The organism is Bartonella sp. AA78NXGY (assembly GCF_042197005.1).
Taxonomy (GTDB): domain Bacteria; phylum Pseudomonadota; class Alphaproteobacteria; order Rhizobiales; family Rhizobiaceae; genus Bartonella.
Genome location: NZ_JBHIRI010000002.1, coordinates 173,451 through 192,342 on the forward strand (window position 1 = coordinate 173,451; position 18,892 = coordinate 192,342).

The window sequence follows — 18,892 nt, forward strand, 5'->3', positions numbered from 1 at the left end:
ATTATTTAATATATTTTGTATGCAATTTGAACTGTGATTTTTTCCATTTCTTTAATGAAGTCACGCCTCTCATGCAAAACAGAACGCCATTGGGTCGCTAATTCACGTGCTTTTTTAAAGAAAGCTTTCTTAAGGTACCCAACCTATTTCGCGACGGCGTTCGTTAATAGTATAGTGGTAAGTCCCTTATGAAGTTTATAAAATTTATAGAGTACTCCCGTCTTTACGCTTCATAAGAGAGCAAGCCGGCATCATCACACACTTTGCCAATTTTCAATGCTGCGACAGCGCTTAGCACTTGAGATGGTTCATAAGAAGCATTTTAACTCTTTCTTTAAAAAATTTTACTCACACGCCAGACCCGCTTGTGGTGTGCAAGAGAATGATTTTGATTGATTCAATATAAACAGATTTGAAATGAGTGAAGCTTACGATATTAGGAGCTCTCATTCAAAATGAAAAAACAATGAATTATTATTATAAGTCAGTGTGATGATTCTGTAATGACAAGGAATCAACAATGCGAAGGGGCTATAATCTTTGGACATCCAAGTCATTAAAGCGCGTTAAAAATGCGTTTTCAATGTGTTGGGTAGAATAGGGGGATAAATTCAGATCATCGGGTAAAATATTATTGGGAGAGCCAAAATAGTGAAGGGCTTCTTCTGTATTAAATCCAGCAAGCGTAATCGCTTCATAATAGGCAGCGATACGGTCGGCTTGTTTAATTTTTTTTAAAAGTTTTTGAGAAAGATCAACGGGAAGAGAAAAGCGCATGTGGATAGCATCTTGGATGCGCTTTTCAACGCGTTCATATTGTTTTCCTATAACAGCTTTAAAAGGGGAAATCATATCGCCGATGACATATTCTGGAGCATCATGAAGAAGGGCATAAAGACATTCGTTGCTTCCCGATTGTGGAAAAAGTTTTTGAAATATTTGTTCAACCAAAAGTGAATGTTGTGCAACAGAATAGGCATGCTCTCCTCGTGTTTGACCGTTCCAACGTGCTACGCGAGCAAGTCCATGGGCAATATCTTCAATTTCAACATCAAAAGGAGAAGGGTTGAGAAGATCAAGTCGCCTTCCAGAGAGCATTCTTTGCCAAGCGCGGGCTTCTCCATTTTTTAATAATTCAGCTTTAGCCATGAGTGTTTTCTATAGTATTTTCAGGAAAGGTAAAATTCATATTTTCAGCAATGCTTATAGTGACAGGAATGTTTTTTACAGTAAAGGGGATGTTATGATCCATAGCATCTTTGACGTGGTCAATACGCATTAAAGCAAGAGCCTCATTTTCTACACATGTTCCCAAGTAGCCAAGCACTTTTGTTCCTGCTTCAATGCTAGATTGAGGGATTAATTTACACTGGCCTTTTACAATAAAAATACGGCGACGTGCTGCACGGCGGTGGTGCATTCGTGAAACAATTTCTTGTCCAATATAACATCCTTTATTGAATGCAAGTCCATTGATTTGATCGTAATTAATATCATGAGGAAAGACTTTGCCAATTTTATAATCTTGATCACTTTCCGCAATTGCATAACGGATACGCAATTGATTCCATGTGTCATGATATTCTGAAGTCAAAAAAGGTTTTTTGCCATAGATTCGTATTATTTTTTCTTGTTGTGGGAAGCGTTTATCAACAAAACTTGAATCAAAATTTAAAGCATCTGATTCATTATTCAAAAAAACTGTAACAAGCTCTTGAAATGGTTGTGTAATTTCTACTTTTTTGCGCAGTTTATAGAGCAAAAGACGCTTATGGAGCGTATCAGCTAAAGGCATCCTGATATCAATCAGGTAACCATCTTCTTTTTTTCCGATAAGAAAATCAGCAAGAACCTTTCCTTGTGGGGATAAAAGGGCTCCAGGGAAAAGTTCCTGTGGACTGATTTTTTTTACATCTGTCGTGATCAGGGATTGTAGAAAATCTGTTGCTTCTTCGCCTGTAATTTGAATAAGCCCGCGGTTTTTTAAGCAAATGGCATTTTGTTTTTTAATCATGGTTCTTGCCTTTCTGCTCAAAGTTACATAATCGATAAGTGAGCAATATGTAAGGAGCGTGGTTATGTTTAAAACATTTGATACAATTTTTAAAGGTGCAACACTTGTGAATCATGATGGAAGAAGCAAGCGTGATATTGGTATTACAAATGCTCGTATTGCTGAAATAGGCGACCTTACATGTGCATCGGCTAGTGAGGTCATTGATTGTACGGGGCTTCATATTTTACCAGGAATTATTGATAGCCAAGTGCATTTTCGTGAGCCAGGAAATGAATATAAAGAGGATTTGGAAAGTGGCTCGTATTCTGCTGTGTTAGGGGGTGTTACGGCAGTTTTTGAAATGCCTAACACCAATCCATTGACAACATCAGAAGAAACATTAAGCGATAAGGTTAAACGCGCATTTCATCGAATGCATTGTGATTTTGCATTTTGGGTTGGAGGAACGCGTGAAAATGCTCATGAACTATCTGAATTAGAAAGACTTCCTGGTGCGGCTGGAATTAAAGTCTTTATGGGGTCCTCTACCGGTGATCTTTTGGTTGATGATGATGAAAGTGTACGCCTTATTTTGAAGAATACACGCCGTCGTGCGGCTTTTCATTCTGAAGATGAGGCGAGGCTCAAAGAGCGTAAAATATTGCGTATTGAAGGGGATGCATCGTCACATCCGATTTGGCGTGATGAAGTTGCGGCATTAAAATGTACGCAGCGTTTGGTAAAAATTGCTCATGAGACGAAGGCTCGGATTCATGTGTTACATCTTTCGACAGAAGAAGAAATTGATTTTCTAAAAAAACATAAGGATGTTGCAACAATTGAAGTGACACAACATCATTTGACGCTCACGGCTGATGATTATAAGAAGTTTGGTACATTAATTCAGATGAATCCGCCTATTCGTGAATTGCGCCACCGTGACGCTCTTTGGTACGGTGTTCAACAAGGAATTATTGATGTCTTAGGTTCAGATCATGCGCCTCATACTCTTGAAGAAAAACTTCAACCTTATCCCTCTTCACCTTCAGGTATGACAGGCGTGCAAACAACAGCAGCAATTATGTTGACACATGTGAATGCAGGAAAAATATCTCTTGAACGTTTTGTTGATCTCACTTCACATGGCCCTAGTCGTATTTTTGGTATAAGTTGTAAAGGGCGCATTGCTGTTGGGTTTGATGCTGATTTAACCATTGTTGATCTTAAGCGAGAGGAAATTATTACGAATAGCTTAATTGGTTCTCGCGCCGGTTGGACACCTTATGATGGTCAAAAAGTTAAAGGTTGGCCTGTTGGGACTATTATCCGTGGTATGCGCGTTATGTGGGAAGGTGAAATTGTCACACCTTCACAAGGAGAGCCTGTTAAATTTATGGAAACTTTGGTGTAAACAGATTAAAATTATAAGTATGCCGTAAAATACCATCCTTTAGAGTGGTGATATAGGGTATGTCAGCCTCTTTGATACATAAGTGTTTTTTTAATGCGTGGTGAATATTCTTAGGCTTGTTTGTAGAAACTATGCAGCAAATTACATGCGTTAGAAGCCAAGAGGAACCTTGTTCAACAAGAACCTAGATTGTTTACAGAGCAAATTTAGTTAAAAATCTTCGTCCTTTGAGGTGTGGGGAGGAAGCCAAAGAGCGATTTTGTATGGGGAAAAAGGCGCTCATACGAATAAAAGCGTATCGAGACATTATTCTTTAAACGTCTCTCTATTTTCAGAGCTGGTTTATTGCTCCCCGCATTTGTGAAAGGAGTATCATTGATATCGCTAAGATTGAGAGAGCTACTTTTTGTATAGATTAATTATTTATAATGCATGAGGAGGTTTTCAGATAAAATTCTTCCTTCCTCAATGTATCTTTGGTTGGCTTCAATGGCTGCTTGTGTACAATGATGATAATTTTCTGAGAAAGCACGATACGCTTCATTAAACGCTTCATAAAAATAAGCACGTCTTTGTGGAATGGGGCGTTCTGCTTCAATCAGTGCATTCATATAGTCATACCATTGGTTTGTTGGAGGCTCGCAAAGATTTTGGAGAGAATGCAATGATCCCAAAATTTCTGCTAGTCGGAGTAATTTTTTTTCATAAGGTGGAGATTGTTGTGCAAAGGCTGGCATTGAAATGACAAGAAATATTAAAATAATGATGTTTATCAATCTATACCGCATTATTTTTATTGCTTTCTTTGAATAAAACTCTGTAAAGATAAAATAATTTTGTCATGAGAACGGTGTAAAAAAATAAAGTTAATTGCTACATTATTCTCAATTATTGATTATAAAATATAGGGCGTAAGAGGCAGTAAGGAACCCATTGTGGAATATTGAAAATACTGACGAAGCTTTGTGTGGTTAAAAATTTAAGATTTTCTGCCTGCAAGCTATCTATTTTTCACATAGATTTATATTGTATTGCCTATAGATTTTTTTCTAAGCTCATTTTCTTTAAGGAGGGAAAGCATCTCTAATGATAGAACGCTTTTGTCCAATCAAATAAAATAGATTGTTTTTATGATAAACGATGAATACAGCCGTAAATACAATGGGAAAATGGTAAGAAGAATTTACTATAAGATACAAGTTTTTAGCTTAAACCGCGTAATACAATGATTTGAGATAAGATACATCTAAAAGGATCGGTGCATAATATCCGTCCATGGAGTCAATAAATGAAAGAGTTGCGATTTTATAATACGCTAACACGTAAAAAAGAAAAATTTACACCAATAGATGCGACAAGAGTACGTCTTTATGTTTGTGGACCGACAATTTATGATTATGCGCATATAGGAAATGCACGTCCTGTTATTGTTTTTGATATTTTATTTCGCTTATTGCGTCATGTTTATGGTAATGAGCATGTTCTATATGCGCGTAATATTACAGATGTCGATGATAAAATTAATGCACGAGCAGCTAGCGAATATCCAAACGTATCATTGAATGAGGCTATTCGTCACTTAACAGAACGTACATATTCTCAGTTTCAACAAGATACCATAGCACTTGGTTGTCTATTGCCAACCAGTCAGCCGCGCGCAACCGAGCATTTAGAGGAGATGCGCTCTTTAATTGAAAGGTTGCTTGAAAAGGGGCACGCTTATAAAGCGGAAAATCATATATTATTTTCTGTAAGTAGTATAAAAAATTCTCCCCATTATGGGGCATTTGCAAATCGTTCTTTAGATGAAATGAGGGCGGGGGCACGTATTGATGTTGCTGCTTATAAAAGGGAAGAGATGGATTTTGTTTTATGGAAGCCTTCTGAGGAAGGAGAACCAGGTTGGAAATCACCGGGCGGAATTCCTGTTTTAGGTCGTCCAGGTTGGCATATTGAATGTTCTGCAATGTCAATGGCAAAGTTATTAGCGCCCTATGGTGGTGGTTTAACTTGTGATGATCCGACCGCCAATGTTTTTGATATCCATGGTGGTGGACTTGATTTAATTTTTCCTCATCATGAAAATGAGATTGCACAAAGTTGTTCAGCTTTTGGGACGGAGCGAATGGCTAATTTTTGGATGCATAACGGCTTTTTACAAGTTGAAGGTAAAAAGATGTCGAAAAGCTTTGGCAATTTCATAACTATTCGTTCTGTTTTAGAGAATAATTTTTTGAAGTTTAATGGTATTTTATCCGATGAAATGAAGCAAAATTGGGCTGGTTTGTCTGCGCGTTTTTCGATGTTGCAAACGCATTATCGTGAACCATTAAATTGGACAGCACAGCGTTTAATACAATCGAGCAGCGAACTGTATCGTTGGTATGAATGGCTTCGCAGCAAAAAGAGTGAGATGAAAAACAATGAAGTAGTTGATGATACTTTGATAGATGCACTTAGTGATGATCTTAATACTCCAAAAGCACTGACTCTTTTGCGAAAATTTTATAAAGAAGGAAATGCTTTGGCTCTTCTGAATGGGATGAATTTATTAGGACTGTTAAGACAAGAATGGATTAAAGAAATAGATTGCCCATTATTTACGAGAAAAACTTTCCTTGATACAAAATTTATTGATCAGCGCATTGCCGAAAGACTAAGACTTATCCATAATAAAGAGTGGGAAGCTGCGGATACAATTCGTGATGAGCTTGCAGCCAAGGGGGTTCTTTTAAAAGACAGTAAGGATCCGCAGAGTGGTGAGCGCATAACTGTGTGGGAAATAAAGCGACACTAAAGCGACACTAATGTCTCTATTCCAGCAGCTCCATAAAAAAGGAGAATATGATGGAATTTTTATATCATTATGGGTATGTTGCACTAAAACTAGTTGTAGGACTTATCGCTTTCCTCTTGATTTTAAGAACCACAGGTCGTGGTAGTCTTAGTCAAATGACGCCAGTTGATTTGGTAAGTAATTTTGTCATGGGAAGTATTATTGGAGGCGTTATTTATAGTTCGGATGTTAGCAGTATTCAATTGTTGATCGTCTTATTTATTTGGCAGACTTTAGTCACATCTCTTAATTTTCTGATGCGCTATTCAGTTTTTTTTCGTCGTCTCATTGCAGGACGACATATTGCATTGGTTTTAGATGGAGTATTTCAAGTGGATAAGATTAAAAAATTAGGTATCAGTGTGAATGATCTGATTACAATGTTGCGCATTAAAGGCTGTAGTTTACATGAAGCTGCTTTCGTTCGTTTAGAAACCAATGGCGATTGTTCCGTTATTAAAAAGGAAGAAGGAAAGAAGTCTATCATTTTAATACAAAATGGTGAAATTCTTGATAAGGGGCTGAAAGAGATTGGTAAAACAAAAAAGTGGCTTCATGCAGAACTGAAAAAAAAACATGTAAAAGTTGAAAATTTATTTGCAGCAGAGTGGTATGAGAATACAGACCCAAATAATAAATTATATAGTGGATTATTTCTTGTTCCTTTTTCAAAAACAGTCTAACTTCAAAAAACGGGTAGGTATAGCTTATTGGAAGCCGTAATGAAGAGATGAATCTATAAATAACCACAGAGGGTATTTTGCCTGTTTGTGCGGATGATAGAGAAGTAAGGACTTTATGAAACGCAATGAAATGACAAAAACTGTATCATCAGATACAGGGAAGACTCTGCACACACTTTACAATTTATGGCCCTATATGTGGCCGGTAGGTCGGCGTGATCTAAAAATGCGTGTGCTATGGGCAATATTTTATCTTGTTTTGGCTAAGCTCGTTCTCATATCTGTACCGTATTTATTTAAATATTCTACGAATGTGCTTGATTCAAGCTTTCAGCTACCTGAATGGTTCCCATCCAGTTGGATTATTCCCATCATGCTTGTTTTGGCATACAATGTCGCGCGTATTATGCAGGCTGGATTAAATCAATTACGCGATTCCCTGTTTGCCACTGTTGGTCAATACGCTGTTCGTCAATTAGCTTATAAAACCTTTGTACATATGCATGAGTTATCCTTGCGATTTCATTTGGAACGCCGAACAGGTGGGCTTTCTCGTGTGATTGAGCGTGGAACAAAAGGAATCGAAGCGATCGTAAGATTTTCAATTCTTAGTACAGTACCAACAGTTTTAGAATTTATATTAACGGCACTGGTATTTTATATAAGTTATGGGTGGCATTATCTTCTCATTGTTGTTGTAACGGTTGGATTATATATTTTGTTTACCATTAAGGCGAGTGATTGGCGTATTCGTATTCGGCAAAAAATGAATACAGCGGATACTGAGGCGAATACTCGCGCTGTTGATTCTCTTTTGAATTTTGAAACGGTCAAATATTTCGGTAATGAAACTCTAGAAGCCGATCGATTTGATGCTTCTATGGTAGGTTATGAAAAAGCCGCAACAAAGATTTGGACATCTTTAAGCTGGCTTAATTTTGGTCAGACTCTTATCTTTGGTATTGGAATGACGATCATGATGCTGATGTCAGCTTATGAAGTTTTTTATAAGACACAAACTTTAGGAGATTTTGTTTTTATTAATGCGCTTTTAATGCAACTTTCCATTCCACTAAATTTTATTGGTTCAATGTATCGTGATATTCGACAAGGTTTAACGGATATTGAAGCAATGTTTGATCTTTTAGATGTTCAGAAAGAGATCGTTGATAAATCGGATGCTAAACCGTTAGAGATAAGCGATGGGACCATTTGTTTTCATCAGGTAAAGTTTTCCTATGATTCGAGACGTCAGATTCTCAGAGATATTGATTTTGAAGTTCCTGGAGGAAAAACAGTCGCTATTGTCGGTCCATCGGGTGCCGGTAAATCTACTATTTCTCGGTTGCTTTTTCGGTTTTATGATGTTGATGCAGGATCTATTACAATTGACGGGCAGGATATTCGTGATGTAACACAAAAAAGTTTGCGTGAAGCGATTGGCATGGTCCCACAAGATACGGTGTTATTTAATGATACAATTGCCTATAATATTTGCTATGGGCGTCCAAGTGCTACAGATGAAGAGATGCGCAAAGCTGCTGAAATGGCACAAATATCAAAATTTATTGAAATTTTACCGGAAGGTTTTCAGTCTGTGGTAGGAGAGCGAGGTCTCAAATTATCAGGTGGTGAAAAACAACGCGTGGCTATTGCACGGACACTTTTAAAAGCTCCTCCACTTCTTATTCTAGATGAAGCAACGGCGGCTCTTGATACGGCGACGGAACAGGAAATTCAACAAGCATTGGATATTGTAAGCCGTGGACGTACAACATTGATTATTGCGCACCGTCTTTCTACTGTTATCAATGCGGATGAAATTTTAGTTCTTAAAAGTGGTCGTATTATTGAAAATGGGACGCATACAGAGCTTTTACGCAAGAAAGGTCTTTATGCTTCAATGTGGAATAAGCAGCTTGAAGCATCGCAAGCGGAAGAAAAATTACGTAAAATGCGTGAAGAAGATGAGACGAGTGTTGTTAATCGTAAAAAATAAATAGAGCAAAATGTAATCTATATCTTTATATGGAGTGATTGATTAAATACATAAAAAGACACAAGAGGAACAAAAAGCTTTGTTGCTTGTTTAAGTTTACGATGAATAGGAAATTATATGAGTATTCTGCAATCTTTCCATAATAGCTTTGTACCGGTTCATAAAGAAGGTTATCCTTTTATTGTAGCGTTTTTTGTTATTTCGCTCATTCTTGGTTGGATATGGAGTCCGTTGTTTTGGTTTGGTCTCGTTCTCACGGTGTGGTGTGTATACTTTTTCCGTGATCCAGATCGTGTGATCCCTTTGAATTCAAATTGGGTTATGTCGCCTGCAGATGGGCGTATTTCATTTGTGGAATCATGTGTTCCACCTGAAGAATTAGGATTAGGGAAAGATGAAATGATTCGTATTTCCATTTTTATGGATGTTTTTTCATGCCATATTAATCGTATTCCTATCAGTGGTACAGTAGAGTCTATCGTTTATCATCCAGGTCGATTTACCAATGCTGACTTTGATAAGGCTAGTCAGTTTAATGAGCGTAATGGGGTGGTAATTGATAGCAAACATGGTAAAATTGGTGTCGTACAAATAGCGGGAATGGTTGCACGCCGGATTGTTTGCTGGTCAAAAGAAAACGATGCCGTTATGACTGGTGAGCGATTTGGATTGATTCGTTTTGGTTCTCGCCTTGATGTTTATATACCAACTGAAATGAAATTGCGTGTTGCAGTTGGACAGACAGCAATTGCTGGAGAAACAGTTTTGGGTTCTTTTGATGATAAGAGTGCCACAACGGGCTTCAGATACGATTAGGACTCACAATGAAAAATTTTTCGCCATTTTCTTCATTCAATCCTGAGGGGCAGCATGATGATGTTGCAAATCGGCGGCGTTCACCTACATCAATGCGGTATGTTATTCCTAATATCATTACTATTTTAGCAATTTGTGCAGGGATGAGCAGCATTCGTTTGGCTTTTGAACATCGTTATGAAGCTGCTATTTTAATGGTGCTTTTGGCTGCAGTTTTAGATGGTGCTGATGGTCGCATTGCCCGTTTAATAGATGGTAGTTCATCTTTTGGGGCACAGATGGATTCTCTTGCTGATGTTATAAATTTTGGTGTTACCCCTGCACTCATTGTTTATTCTTTTATCTTGAATCAAGCGAATCATATTGGGTGGGTTGCTGCCCTTGTTTATTGTGTTGCTTGTTGTTTGCGATTAGCACGTTTTAATGTGATGTTAGATAACCCCAATATACCTAAGTGGCAGAGAAGTTATTTTGTTGGTGTTCCAGCACCAGCAGGAGCATTATTACTTTTATTGCCTACCTATTTAGGCACTCTTGGTTTGGTCCCCAATTGGGGGTGGGCATTATTTTTTAGTCTTTATACTGTAATTATTGCTTTTCTTTTGATTAGTCGTTTACCGGTATGGAATGCAAAAACAATTGATCAAAATTTAAGGCGCGATATCGTTATACCGTGCATGTTGGTCATTGTTATTTATGTCGGTTTTCTTGCGACTTACACATGGGAAACTTTATTGATTACAGCTGTTAGCTATATGATTTTTCTCCCGTGTAGTTTTATCGCTTATAATAAACGTGCTACTTTAGAAGAGAAAAAGGCTGATGCTAAAGCTATCCAAGAATTATAAAGTGCTTCATTCTTCTGTCGAAAATCACAAGAAAAAGAGAGAGTCAAACGATTTACTTCTCATATGATGATCAATCAGGTACATGATAATCTACAAACCGATTTTTATGGACATTAAAGAGTTTTCCAGTTTCCTTTAAATCAGGTGATAACAAATGGACTATCTTTTTTGCAACCTCTTGTGGTGAAGGGAGAGTTTGTGGATCTTCACCGGGCATAGCTTCAGCGCGCATGGCAGTGCGTGTGGCACCAGGGTTGACACAATTAATCTTAATAGGGGTTTGTTTGAGTTCTTCTGCCCAACAGCGGGCAATCACCTCTAAAGCCGCTTTAGAGGCTGCATAAGCTCCCCAGAAAGGGCGCGCAGCATGCGCAACGCTTGAGGATAACAGGATGGCTCGTCCAGCATCAGATTCACGTAATAAAGGCTCAACGGCTTTCATTAAGCGCCATTGGCTGAAAAGATTTATTTGAAAAACATCTTCAAATACCGTGTTTTCTATATGCGCTATTGGTGAGAGTGTTCCAAGAATTCCTGCGTTTGCAACGATAATATCAAGTTTTTTCCAGCGTTTGGCAATTGAGATAGCAAGGGTATCGATGTTTTCCATATGATGCAAGTCAAGGGGAACAAGGGTTGTATGAGCCCCTTTTTCTCGGATTTGATTATCTAATTCAGTAAGTCCACTGACTGTTCGTGCAAGAGCAATAATATGAGCGCCGCGTGCAGCAAGCTCGAGTGCCAAATGATAGCCAATCCCTCTTGATGCGCCAGTAACAAGTGCAACACGCCCATGGAGACTAAAGTCACGTTTTGTCATCATTAATCTCTTGTTTTAAGAACAGATGATTGATGAATTTTGGAGAGATTTTCTTGATCAACCAGATGCGTAGGATAATATCCAGTAAAATAATGGTCAGTAAATTGTGGATTGGCGTTATTCCGTTTTTCCCCTGCTACAGCAAGATATAATCCATCCGTTGAAAGAAATTCTAATGAATCCGCTCCAATAAAATCACACATAGATTTTAAATCTGGATATTGATTTGCTAAAAGGTTTTCAGCTTTAGGTGTATCAATACCATAAAAGTCAGGATAAAAAATCATAGGGCTAGAAATGCGCATATGAACTTCTTTTGCTCCTGCATCGCGAAGCATTCGTACAATTTTAAGGGATGTTGTTCCACGCACAATAGAGTCATCAACCAGAATAACACGTTTTCCTTCAATCACAGGACGGTTTGCCGAATGTTTTAACTTGACGCCAAAAGCGCGAATTTGTTGTGTTGGTTCGATAAAAGTGCGGCCAACATAGTGATTACGAATAATGCCAAGCTCGAAGGGAATTCCAATTTCTTGTGCATAGCCAATTGCAGCAGGCGTTCCTCCATCAGGAACAGGAACCACAACATCACCCTCACAAGGGGCTTCCTGTGCTAAACGGATTCCCATATTTTTGCGTGTTGTATAAACACTACGCCCTCCAACGATTGAGTCTGGGCGGGCAAAATAAACATATTCAAACAAGCAAAGTTTTTCTGGTTGTGTATTTTCTGGTTTTATAATTTTTTTTGTAATTTCCCCATTTTTTTGTATTTCACATATGATGATTTCTCCATTTTTAACATCACGGACATATTTTGCTCCAATAATATCAAGAGCACAAGTTTCAGAACAAAAGATAGGCTTACCATCAAGTTCCCCCATCACGAGAGGTCTAATTCCTGTTGGATCGCGTGCCGCAATAAGTTTTGTACGTGTGAGCGCTAACATAGCATACCCACCTTCTACTTGCCGAATCGCATCAACAAAACGATCAGAGGACGACTCATAACGTGAGCGGGCAATAAGATGGAGAAAAACTTCTGAATCCGACGTTGATTGACAGATAGCACCAGAAGCGATGAGTTCACGGCGTAATGTGAGACCATTGGTAAGATTACCATTATGCGCAATAGCAATACCTCCAACTTTCAATTCAGCAAAAAGGGGTTGAACATTGCGTAATGCCACTTCTCCAGTTGTTGAATAACGGGTATGTCCAATAGCACGATTTCCTGGTAAGCGCGCAAGTGTTGCAGGGTTTGTATAGTGATCTCCAACAAGACCTAAATGCTTTTCTTGATGAAATATTTTATTATGGTAAGAAACAATCCCAGCTGCTTCTTGCCCACGATGCTGAAGTGCGTGGAGTCCAAGAGCTGTTAATGTTGCGGCATCTTCATGCCCAAGAATACCAAAAACTCCACATTCTTCATGAAGGGTATCATCATCTAATGAAAATTCTTGACAGAAAACATCGCTTTTTATCATCATATTCTTTCAGTTGTGATATGTAGGAATCATTAATATCACATTTTACATCATTTAGTTCTCTTTCCTCATGAAAAACTATTCTCTATTTTTTGAAAATTATCTTTTCATGAGAGTGTTACTCATACGTATGTTTATTGCTGTCTTTAAACAAATTTTCCGTCTTTTCGAGAACAGATCCAATATCTTTGGGGAGTATTTCCCAAACTTTTTGTCCCAATGAATCTAAAATAGGCCTTGTTTTTGCATTTTTTAACCAATTCGCTTGAAGCTCGGGTTTAATCAGTGCATTAAGCAGCAACATACCGATGACCATGATAAATAAACCACGAAGTGCTCCAAAAATAAAACCAATAGCACGGTCAAGGATACCAATTCGACTATCAATAATAAAATCAGAGATCTTCATTGTAATAATTGAAGTAATAATGAGAACAATAATAAAAATTGTGACCAATGTTGTGATCAATGCAATCATTTTATTAGAGAGATATTGTTCAAAGAAAGGTAAGACAGGTTTGAATAAAAACAGTGTCGTAACAGCTGCAACTGCCCAAGAAATCAACGATAACACTTCACGTGAAAATCCTCGAAGCATAGCAAGAAAAGCGGACAACAGGATGATTACTACGACAATTCCATCAAGGATTGTTATGATCATTTGTTTGTTCCTTATACATAAAGTTGTGTTCTTTTAAGTCTGTGTGCAAATATATTTTTTGTTATGCCATTTTTTGTTCTTATAGCAAGGATCTTTTGTATTTTATAGAGTTTTTTCTATATTATCATATCTGTGGTGCAGATCATTTTTTACTTACGGTAAGAGTAGCAACGAGTTCGGGAAGGTCGGAGAAAGTTTTTTGTTGAAAGTTGAGCGACTTCATCATTTCGGTTGTTGTTGTGGGGTGAAAGGCTCCTTGAAAGCCGAGTTTTTTTGCTTCATTGATGCGCTGTGCTGAATGTGCAACAGCGCGGGTAGCTCCTGAAAGACTGACTTCACCAAAATATACATAATCCGTTGGCAATGCGATATTGGCAAGAGAAGATACCAAAGCAGCGGCTACAGCTAAATCAGCAGCGGGTTCTGATATGCGATATCCACCTGCTACGTTCAGATAGACATCATGCTGTCCAAAACGAATGCCACAATGGGCTTCTAAAACGGCAAGAATCATAGAAAGGCGATTTCCATCCCATCCGACAACTGCACGTCTTGGTGTCCCAAGGGAAGAAGGAGCAACAAGCGCTTGAATTTCTACGAGTATCGGGCGTGTCCCTTCCATTCCTGCAAAAACAGCAGCGCCTGGTGCTTTTTCATTACGTTCCCCTAAAAATAATTCAGATGGATTTATCACTTCGCGTAATCCTTTATCAGACATTTCAAAGACACCAATCTCATCTGTTGGTCCGAAGCGATTTTTTACAGTTCTAAGAATGCGATAATGATGTCCTCCTTCACCCTCAAAATAGAGAACGCCATCAACCATATGTTCAACGACTCGAGGACCAGCAATTTGTCCATCTTTTGTAACATGCCCAACAAGAACAACGGCGGTTCCTGTTTTCTTGGCAAAGCGGATCATTGCCTGAGCACCGATACGTACTTGTGTGACAGTGCCAGGTGCTGAATCTGCTGTATCTGACCATAGGGTTTGAATCGAATCGATAATCACCATATCAAGGTTTTTATGTTCGCTTAAGGTTGCCAGAATATCTTCAACATTGGTTTCAGCAGCAAGTTTCACTTCTGTATTGTTAGCTTCAAGCCTTTGTGCGCGCAGACAAATTTGCGCAATAGCCTCTTCACCTGAAACATAGATGACATTATATCCTTTACGAGATAAAGCAGCAGCTGTTTGTGTTAGCAATGTTGATTTACCAATACCCGGATCACCTCCAACAAGGAGTGCTGATCCACGGACAAAGCCCCCACCGGTAACACGATCAAGTTCAGCAATACCAGAATGAATACGTGGAGCATCTTCGATATTTCCAGAAAGAGATGTGAGTGTGACAATGCGTCCTTTACGAGCATTCTGCTTAGGACCACTTCCTATGCCGCTATTTATAGTTTCTTCGATAAGGGAATTCCATTCCCCACAAGCGCTACATTTCCCTGCCCAACGAGAATGGATGGTTCCGCAATTTTGACAGATAAATTGAATACGATTACGCGCCATGTCGATTTAACCAATTTGCTCTGGAAGGTAATTGCTATCGGCCAGATCACTAAAGCGTGTGAAATCAGATTGAAAGGCAAGGGGCACGATTCCTGTCGGCCCATGGCGCTGTTTTGCAATAATAACGTCAGCTTTTCCAAAAGCTTTATCCATTATTTCTTGCCATTTCGTATGTTCCAAGCTACCTAGTTTTGGTTCTTCATTTTTGAGATAATATTCTTCGCGATAGACAAACAGAACGATATCGGCATCTTGCTCAATTGAACCAGATTCACGTAAATCTGAGAGCTGTGGACGTTTATCTGTTCTATTTTCTACTTGACGTGAAAGTTGAGAGAGAGCGATAATAGGAATATTAAGTTCTTTCGCTAATGCTTTTAATCCTGTGGTAATTTCTGTAATCTCTTGAACACGATTTTCTGATGAACGCTTTGAACTGCTTGTCATGAGTTGGATATAGTCAATAAACAAGATATCTAAACCATGTTGCCGCTTGAGACGCCGCGCACGAGCAGCTAATTGCGTAATTGATATTCCCCCAGTTTGATCAATATAAAGTGGTGCCTTTTGTAGTTGGTTCACCGCACGAATAATTTTTGAAAATTGTTCATCTGAAATATTGCCACGCCGAATATCAGAAGAAGAGACTTCTGTTTGTTCAGAAATAATACGGGTTGCAAGCTGTTCGGATGACATCTCAAGTGAGAAGAATCCCACAATGCCGCCTTCATTTTCTTGGATATTGGCATTACGATTATAAGCATTAGCAATATTAAAGGCAATATTGGTAGCCAGTGAGGTTTTACCCATACCAGGGCGGCCCGCAAGGATAATTAAGTCAGATGCTTGTAATCCTCCCATTTTTTCATCAAGTGTTTTAATATGGGTGGCTATCCCTGATAATTGTGAAGAGCGCTTTTTCGCAGCACTTGCCATATCGATAGCTTTTTTAATAGCCTCATTAAAATTTTCAAATCCACCTCCATATTTCCCTTTTTCTGCTAGCTCAAATAACTGATTTTCAACAGTTTCAATTTGTTGGGTAGGCGTGAGTTCTACAGGAGCATCAAAGGCTGTATTGACAACTTGAGTTCCAAGGTTAATCAAAGACCGTCGGATAAAAAGATCGTAAATGACGCGTCCATAATCTTCAGCGTTAATAATAGTGACTGCCTCTGTGGCTAAGCGAACAACATATTGGTATACAGTAATATCTCCAATTTTTTCTTCCATTTGGATATAGGGCTTGATTGTAACTGGATCTACACGTTTTCCTGTTTTAATAAGGTGAGATAAAACATGATAAATTTTTTGATGCAATGGTTCAAAAAAATGTTCTGGTTTTAGAAAATCTGAAACGCGGTCAAGAGAATCATTGTTGATAAAGATGGCACCAAGCAATGCCTGTTCAGCTTCAATATTATGCGGAAGTTGCCGAAAAGAAGGAGAATCCTCTTTCTTTGAAGAGCTGACATTAACAACGTTAGTTTCTTCCATAATATTTTTCCACTAAAATTCTAAGTCTAGCTACTTTAGGCGATAAATTGAAAATCGTATAATTAAAAGAATAGAGCTACAAACCTTCATTTTAAGTTAAAATTATATAATTTTTTAAAACTCTCTTTTCGTTCCTCATTTATCATTTGTGTATTATTTATATAACGTCTATCTATTTTATTTTATAATATGTGATTTTAAAGTGGAAGTTTTGCTACTCTAAATTTAAGTATTTTTAAGTTACTTAACCTTAAAATTCCAATATCTGTGTAAGTAGAATTATTTTTTATAACTGAAATTATTTCAGATCATGTGAGGATATAATCAAATTAACGCTCATACAAACTTTAGTCTTAAGGGTAGAACTTTAAATTATTTTTACTTTATATGCTGGAAAACAAAAGACATTTCCTCTTAGTGATACTACCATTCTCGGCATGTAATGCCTTTAAATAGTATATTTCTAATTCTTTCATAAAAATTAGGTTCTTTATGTACGATAGCCATAAAATACTCACTTTTAAAGTGCGAGTATTTTATGATCGATATTTAAAATGGAATAAAAAATATAAAACAGAAAGAAAAAATAGAAATTAAGCTTCTTGATGAGAACTGTTTATATCGTTGTCATTAATTTCTTCTGCCAATAATTCTTCCTGACTTTCTTCTAATAATTCTTCTTGAATATTATATATTTCTTTAGCCGAAGTGAGGGTTTCACCTTCTGCTTGGCGTTGTGCTTCACTGGTAGAACGCGCAACATTAATAATCACAGAAATTTGAACCTCTGGATGTAAGCTAAGAGTGATAGTGTGAAGACCGATCATTTTTATTGGATGATTAAGTTCGATTTGATTTCTTCCAATAGAAAAGCCTTCATCTGTTATGATTTCAGCAATATCACGTGTTGACACAGAACCATAAAGTTGTCCTGTTTCACCAGCAGAACGAACAACAATGAATGATTGTCCATCAAGTTTTTCAGCAATTTTTTGCGCTTCGCTTTTGCGTTCAAGATTACGTGCTTCAAGTTGTGCACGTTGTATCTCAAAATGTTTTTTATTAGCTTCATTTGCGCGTAAAGCTTTACCTTGAGGCAAGAGAAAATTACGCGCATAACCATCTTTAACTGAGACAATATCACCCATCTGACCAAGACGAGGAATGCGCTCAAGTAAAATAATATCCATAGTTTTTCCTTTCGAACAAATAAATTTAGTGGAGTTTTTTGCGTGATTGAAAATTGTATTGAATAGCAGCCCAAATTCCCATCAAAAGCATCATGAAAACAATAGGTGGAGTAAAAACGACTGTTAAAATAGCAATATAAACAAGAGAAAGTATAATAATCCGACCGTTTACCCCTTTTGTAATATTGTGAAGATATGCTAGACCGCTAATTAATATGATGACAATGTATGCAGTACTAAAGACACGGGTACTCAAGTTAAGAGAAGCGCTCAGCTCAACCATCGATGCTATGCAAACAATAATGAAAATAACAATTCCAGAAATGGGAAGGCGGAGAGTTTGGCTCCAATCATCACGGGGTCTTTTCAGCCATTTCATATGTTGTGCTGCTATCATGGAAAAGTAAAGGTTACCAATGAGAAAAACCAAACTATAAATAGTCAAAGAAAAAGCAGTAAAAGTTGCTGTATGCGTCATTAAAAGCTCACTAAAAGCGCGTATATCGGCTTCTTTTATTGACTGTGTTTGTTGCAGAGTTTGTGCTATGTTTTCGGTGATTTTTTTTGCAACGATGGGTGTGGAAGGACGTGTTTGAACATAGAGCCCAATGAAAGTTGCTATAAGAGCGATAAAATTAGTTAAATGAAAAATAACCGATGATAATGGATACCATATCAGTTCGTTTTCTTTTTGCGCTGGTCGTGCAAGCCCAAGAAGCCAAGAAGCATAGACAGCAGGAAGGAAAAATAAGAACATAAAGCCAAGAGCAATATAGGTATTAGTGGTTATGATAAGAACAACAGTGGCACTTATGAGGGCGATGAGACTGGCTAATGTTCCTTGACCGAACGCAACAATAAAAATTGGCAATGAAAGAAAGCAGCCAAGAAGAAGAGAAAAAAAGGGCGCGATATTTGCAACACTGATGATTGCCAGTCCTATCACAACAGCAAATAATCCTGCCAAAATACCGGTTAATATCTCATAAGTACGATTTTTTTTCATTTATTGCTGTCCTGCTTTCTGCAGTTAGAGGTGTGTCAATACCCCAACTTTGACATTTAATAGCTTAACATAGGACACAACAAGCTATTTTTTAACCATATAAGAAATGCAACTGGA

At 37.8% G+C, this 18,892-nt stretch carries 16 protein-coding genes and 1 pseudogene; 6 read left to right on the forward strand and 11 right to left on the reverse strand.

Going from position 1 to position 18,892, the window contains the following annotated elements:
- Positions 1–38: 38 nt before the first annotated feature.
- The 3 genes and pseudogenes from ACFINL_RS01975 to ACFINL_RS01985 form a co-directional block, all read right to left on the reverse strand.
- Positions 39–180 (reverse strand): annotated as a pseudogene (locus ACFINL_RS01975) (integrase); the annotation flags it as partial.
- A 351-nt stretch (positions 181–531) separates the two neighbouring features.
- Complete coding sequence (locus tag ACFINL_RS01980; protein WP_375610152.1) at positions 532–1,149, reverse strand: YfbR-like 5'-deoxynucleotidase; 618 nt, start codon at positions 1,147–1,149, stop codon at positions 532–534.
- Positions 1,142–2,014 (reverse strand): YgfZ/GcvT domain-containing protein, encoded by an 873-nt coding sequence (locus ACFINL_RS01985; protein WP_375649527.1) that lies wholly within the window; start codon positions 2,012–2,014, stop codon positions 1,142–1,144. Before ACFINL_RS01985 ends, ACFINL_RS01980 begins: the two co-directional genes overlap by 8 nt.
- A gap of 64 nt (positions 2,015–2,078) precedes the next feature.
- Between ACFINL_RS01985 and ACFINL_RS01990 the strand changes: the two genes are divergently transcribed.
- Entirely contained in the window at positions 2,079–3,407 is a 1,329-nt protein-coding gene (locus ACFINL_RS01990; protein WP_375611220.1) for a dihydroorotase, read from the forward strand.
- Between the two features lie 419 nt (positions 3,408–3,826).
- Here the strand turns inward: ACFINL_RS01990 and ACFINL_RS01995 are convergent, their stop codons facing one another.
- Complete coding sequence (locus ACFINL_RS01995; RefSeq protein WP_375611221.1) at positions 3,827–4,195, reverse strand: TIGR02301 family protein; 369 nt, start codon at positions 4,193–4,195, stop codon at positions 3,827–3,829.
- Between the two features lie 500 nt (positions 4,196–4,695).
- On the opposite strand from ACFINL_RS01995, the gene cysS reads away from it, so the two are divergent.
- The 5 genes from cysS to pssA all read left to right on the forward strand — a co-directional run bounded on the left by cysS (position 4,696) and on the right by pssA (position 10,589).
- Positions 4,696–6,204: a cysteine--tRNA ligase gene (gene cysS / locus ACFINL_RS02000; protein ID WP_375649530.1), complete on the forward strand. Its 1,509-nt coding sequence runs from the start codon at positions 4,696–4,698 to the stop codon at positions 6,202–6,204.
- A gap of 50 nt (positions 6,205–6,254) precedes the next feature.
- Complete coding sequence (locus ACFINL_RS02005; RefSeq protein ID WP_375649681.1) at positions 6,255–6,926, forward strand: DUF421 domain-containing protein; 672 nt, start codon at positions 6,255–6,257, stop codon at positions 6,924–6,926.
- A gap of 115 nt (positions 6,927–7,041) precedes the next feature.
- Entirely contained in the window at positions 7,042–8,925 is a 1,884-nt protein-coding gene (locus tag ACFINL_RS02010; protein WP_375611223.1) for an ABCB family ABC transporter ATP-binding protein/permease, read from the forward strand.
- A 117-nt stretch (positions 8,926–9,042) separates the two neighbouring features.
- On the forward strand, positions 9,043–9,741 hold the full coding sequence (locus ACFINL_RS02015; protein WP_375611224.1) for a phosphatidylserine decarboxylase: 699 nt from the start codon (positions 9,043–9,045) through the stop codon (positions 9,739–9,741).
- 8 nt (positions 9,742–9,749) lie between these two features.
- Positions 9,750–10,589: a CDP-diacylglycerol--serine O-phosphatidyltransferase gene (gene pssA, locus ACFINL_RS02020; protein ID WP_375611225.1), complete on the forward strand. Its 840-nt coding sequence runs from the start codon at positions 9,750–9,752 to the stop codon at positions 10,587–10,589.
- Between the two features lie 70 nt (positions 10,590–10,659).
- Here pssA and ACFINL_RS02025 read toward each other — a convergent pair whose 3' ends face one another.
- From ACFINL_RS02025 to ACFINL_RS02055, 7 genes are all read right to left on the reverse strand, one after another.
- Positions 10,660–11,409 (reverse strand): SDR family NAD(P)-dependent oxidoreductase, encoded by a 750-nt coding sequence (locus ACFINL_RS02025; protein ID WP_375611299.1) that lies wholly within the window; start codon positions 11,407–11,409, stop codon positions 10,660–10,662.
- A 2-nt stretch (positions 11,410–11,411) separates the two neighbouring features.
- A complete protein-coding gene (purF, locus tag ACFINL_RS02030; RefSeq protein WP_375611226.1) occupies positions 11,412–12,905 on the reverse strand; it encodes an amidophosphoribosyltransferase in 1,494 nt (497 codons plus the stop codon).
- Between the two features lie 115 nt (positions 12,906–13,020).
- A complete protein-coding gene (locus ACFINL_RS02035) occupies positions 13,021–13,563 on the reverse strand; it encodes a CvpA family protein (RefSeq protein ID WP_375611227.1) in 543 nt (180 codons plus the stop codon).
- Between the two features lie 142 nt (positions 13,564–13,705).
- Entirely contained in the window at positions 13,706–15,082 is a 1,377-nt protein-coding gene (gene radA / locus ACFINL_RS02040; RefSeq protein ID WP_375611228.1) for a DNA repair protein RadA, read from the reverse strand.
- A 6-nt stretch (positions 15,083–15,088) separates the two neighbouring features.
- Positions 15,089–16,579, reverse strand: a complete 1,491-nt coding sequence (locus ACFINL_RS02045) for a replicative DNA helicase (RefSeq protein WP_273791081.1) — start codon at positions 16,577–16,579, stop codon at positions 15,089–15,091.
- Positions 16,580–17,172: 593 nt separating this feature from the next.
- Positions 17,173–17,769: a 50S ribosomal protein L9 gene (gene rplI, locus ACFINL_RS02050; RefSeq protein WP_375611229.1), complete on the reverse strand. Its 597-nt coding sequence runs from the start codon at positions 17,767–17,769 to the stop codon at positions 17,173–17,175.
- 25 nt (positions 17,770–17,794) lie between these two features.
- Positions 17,795–18,775: a hypothetical protein gene (locus tag ACFINL_RS02055; protein WP_375634133.1), complete on the reverse strand. Its 981-nt coding sequence runs from the start codon at positions 18,773–18,775 to the stop codon at positions 17,795–17,797.
- Positions 18,776–18,892 lie beyond the last annotated feature (117 nt).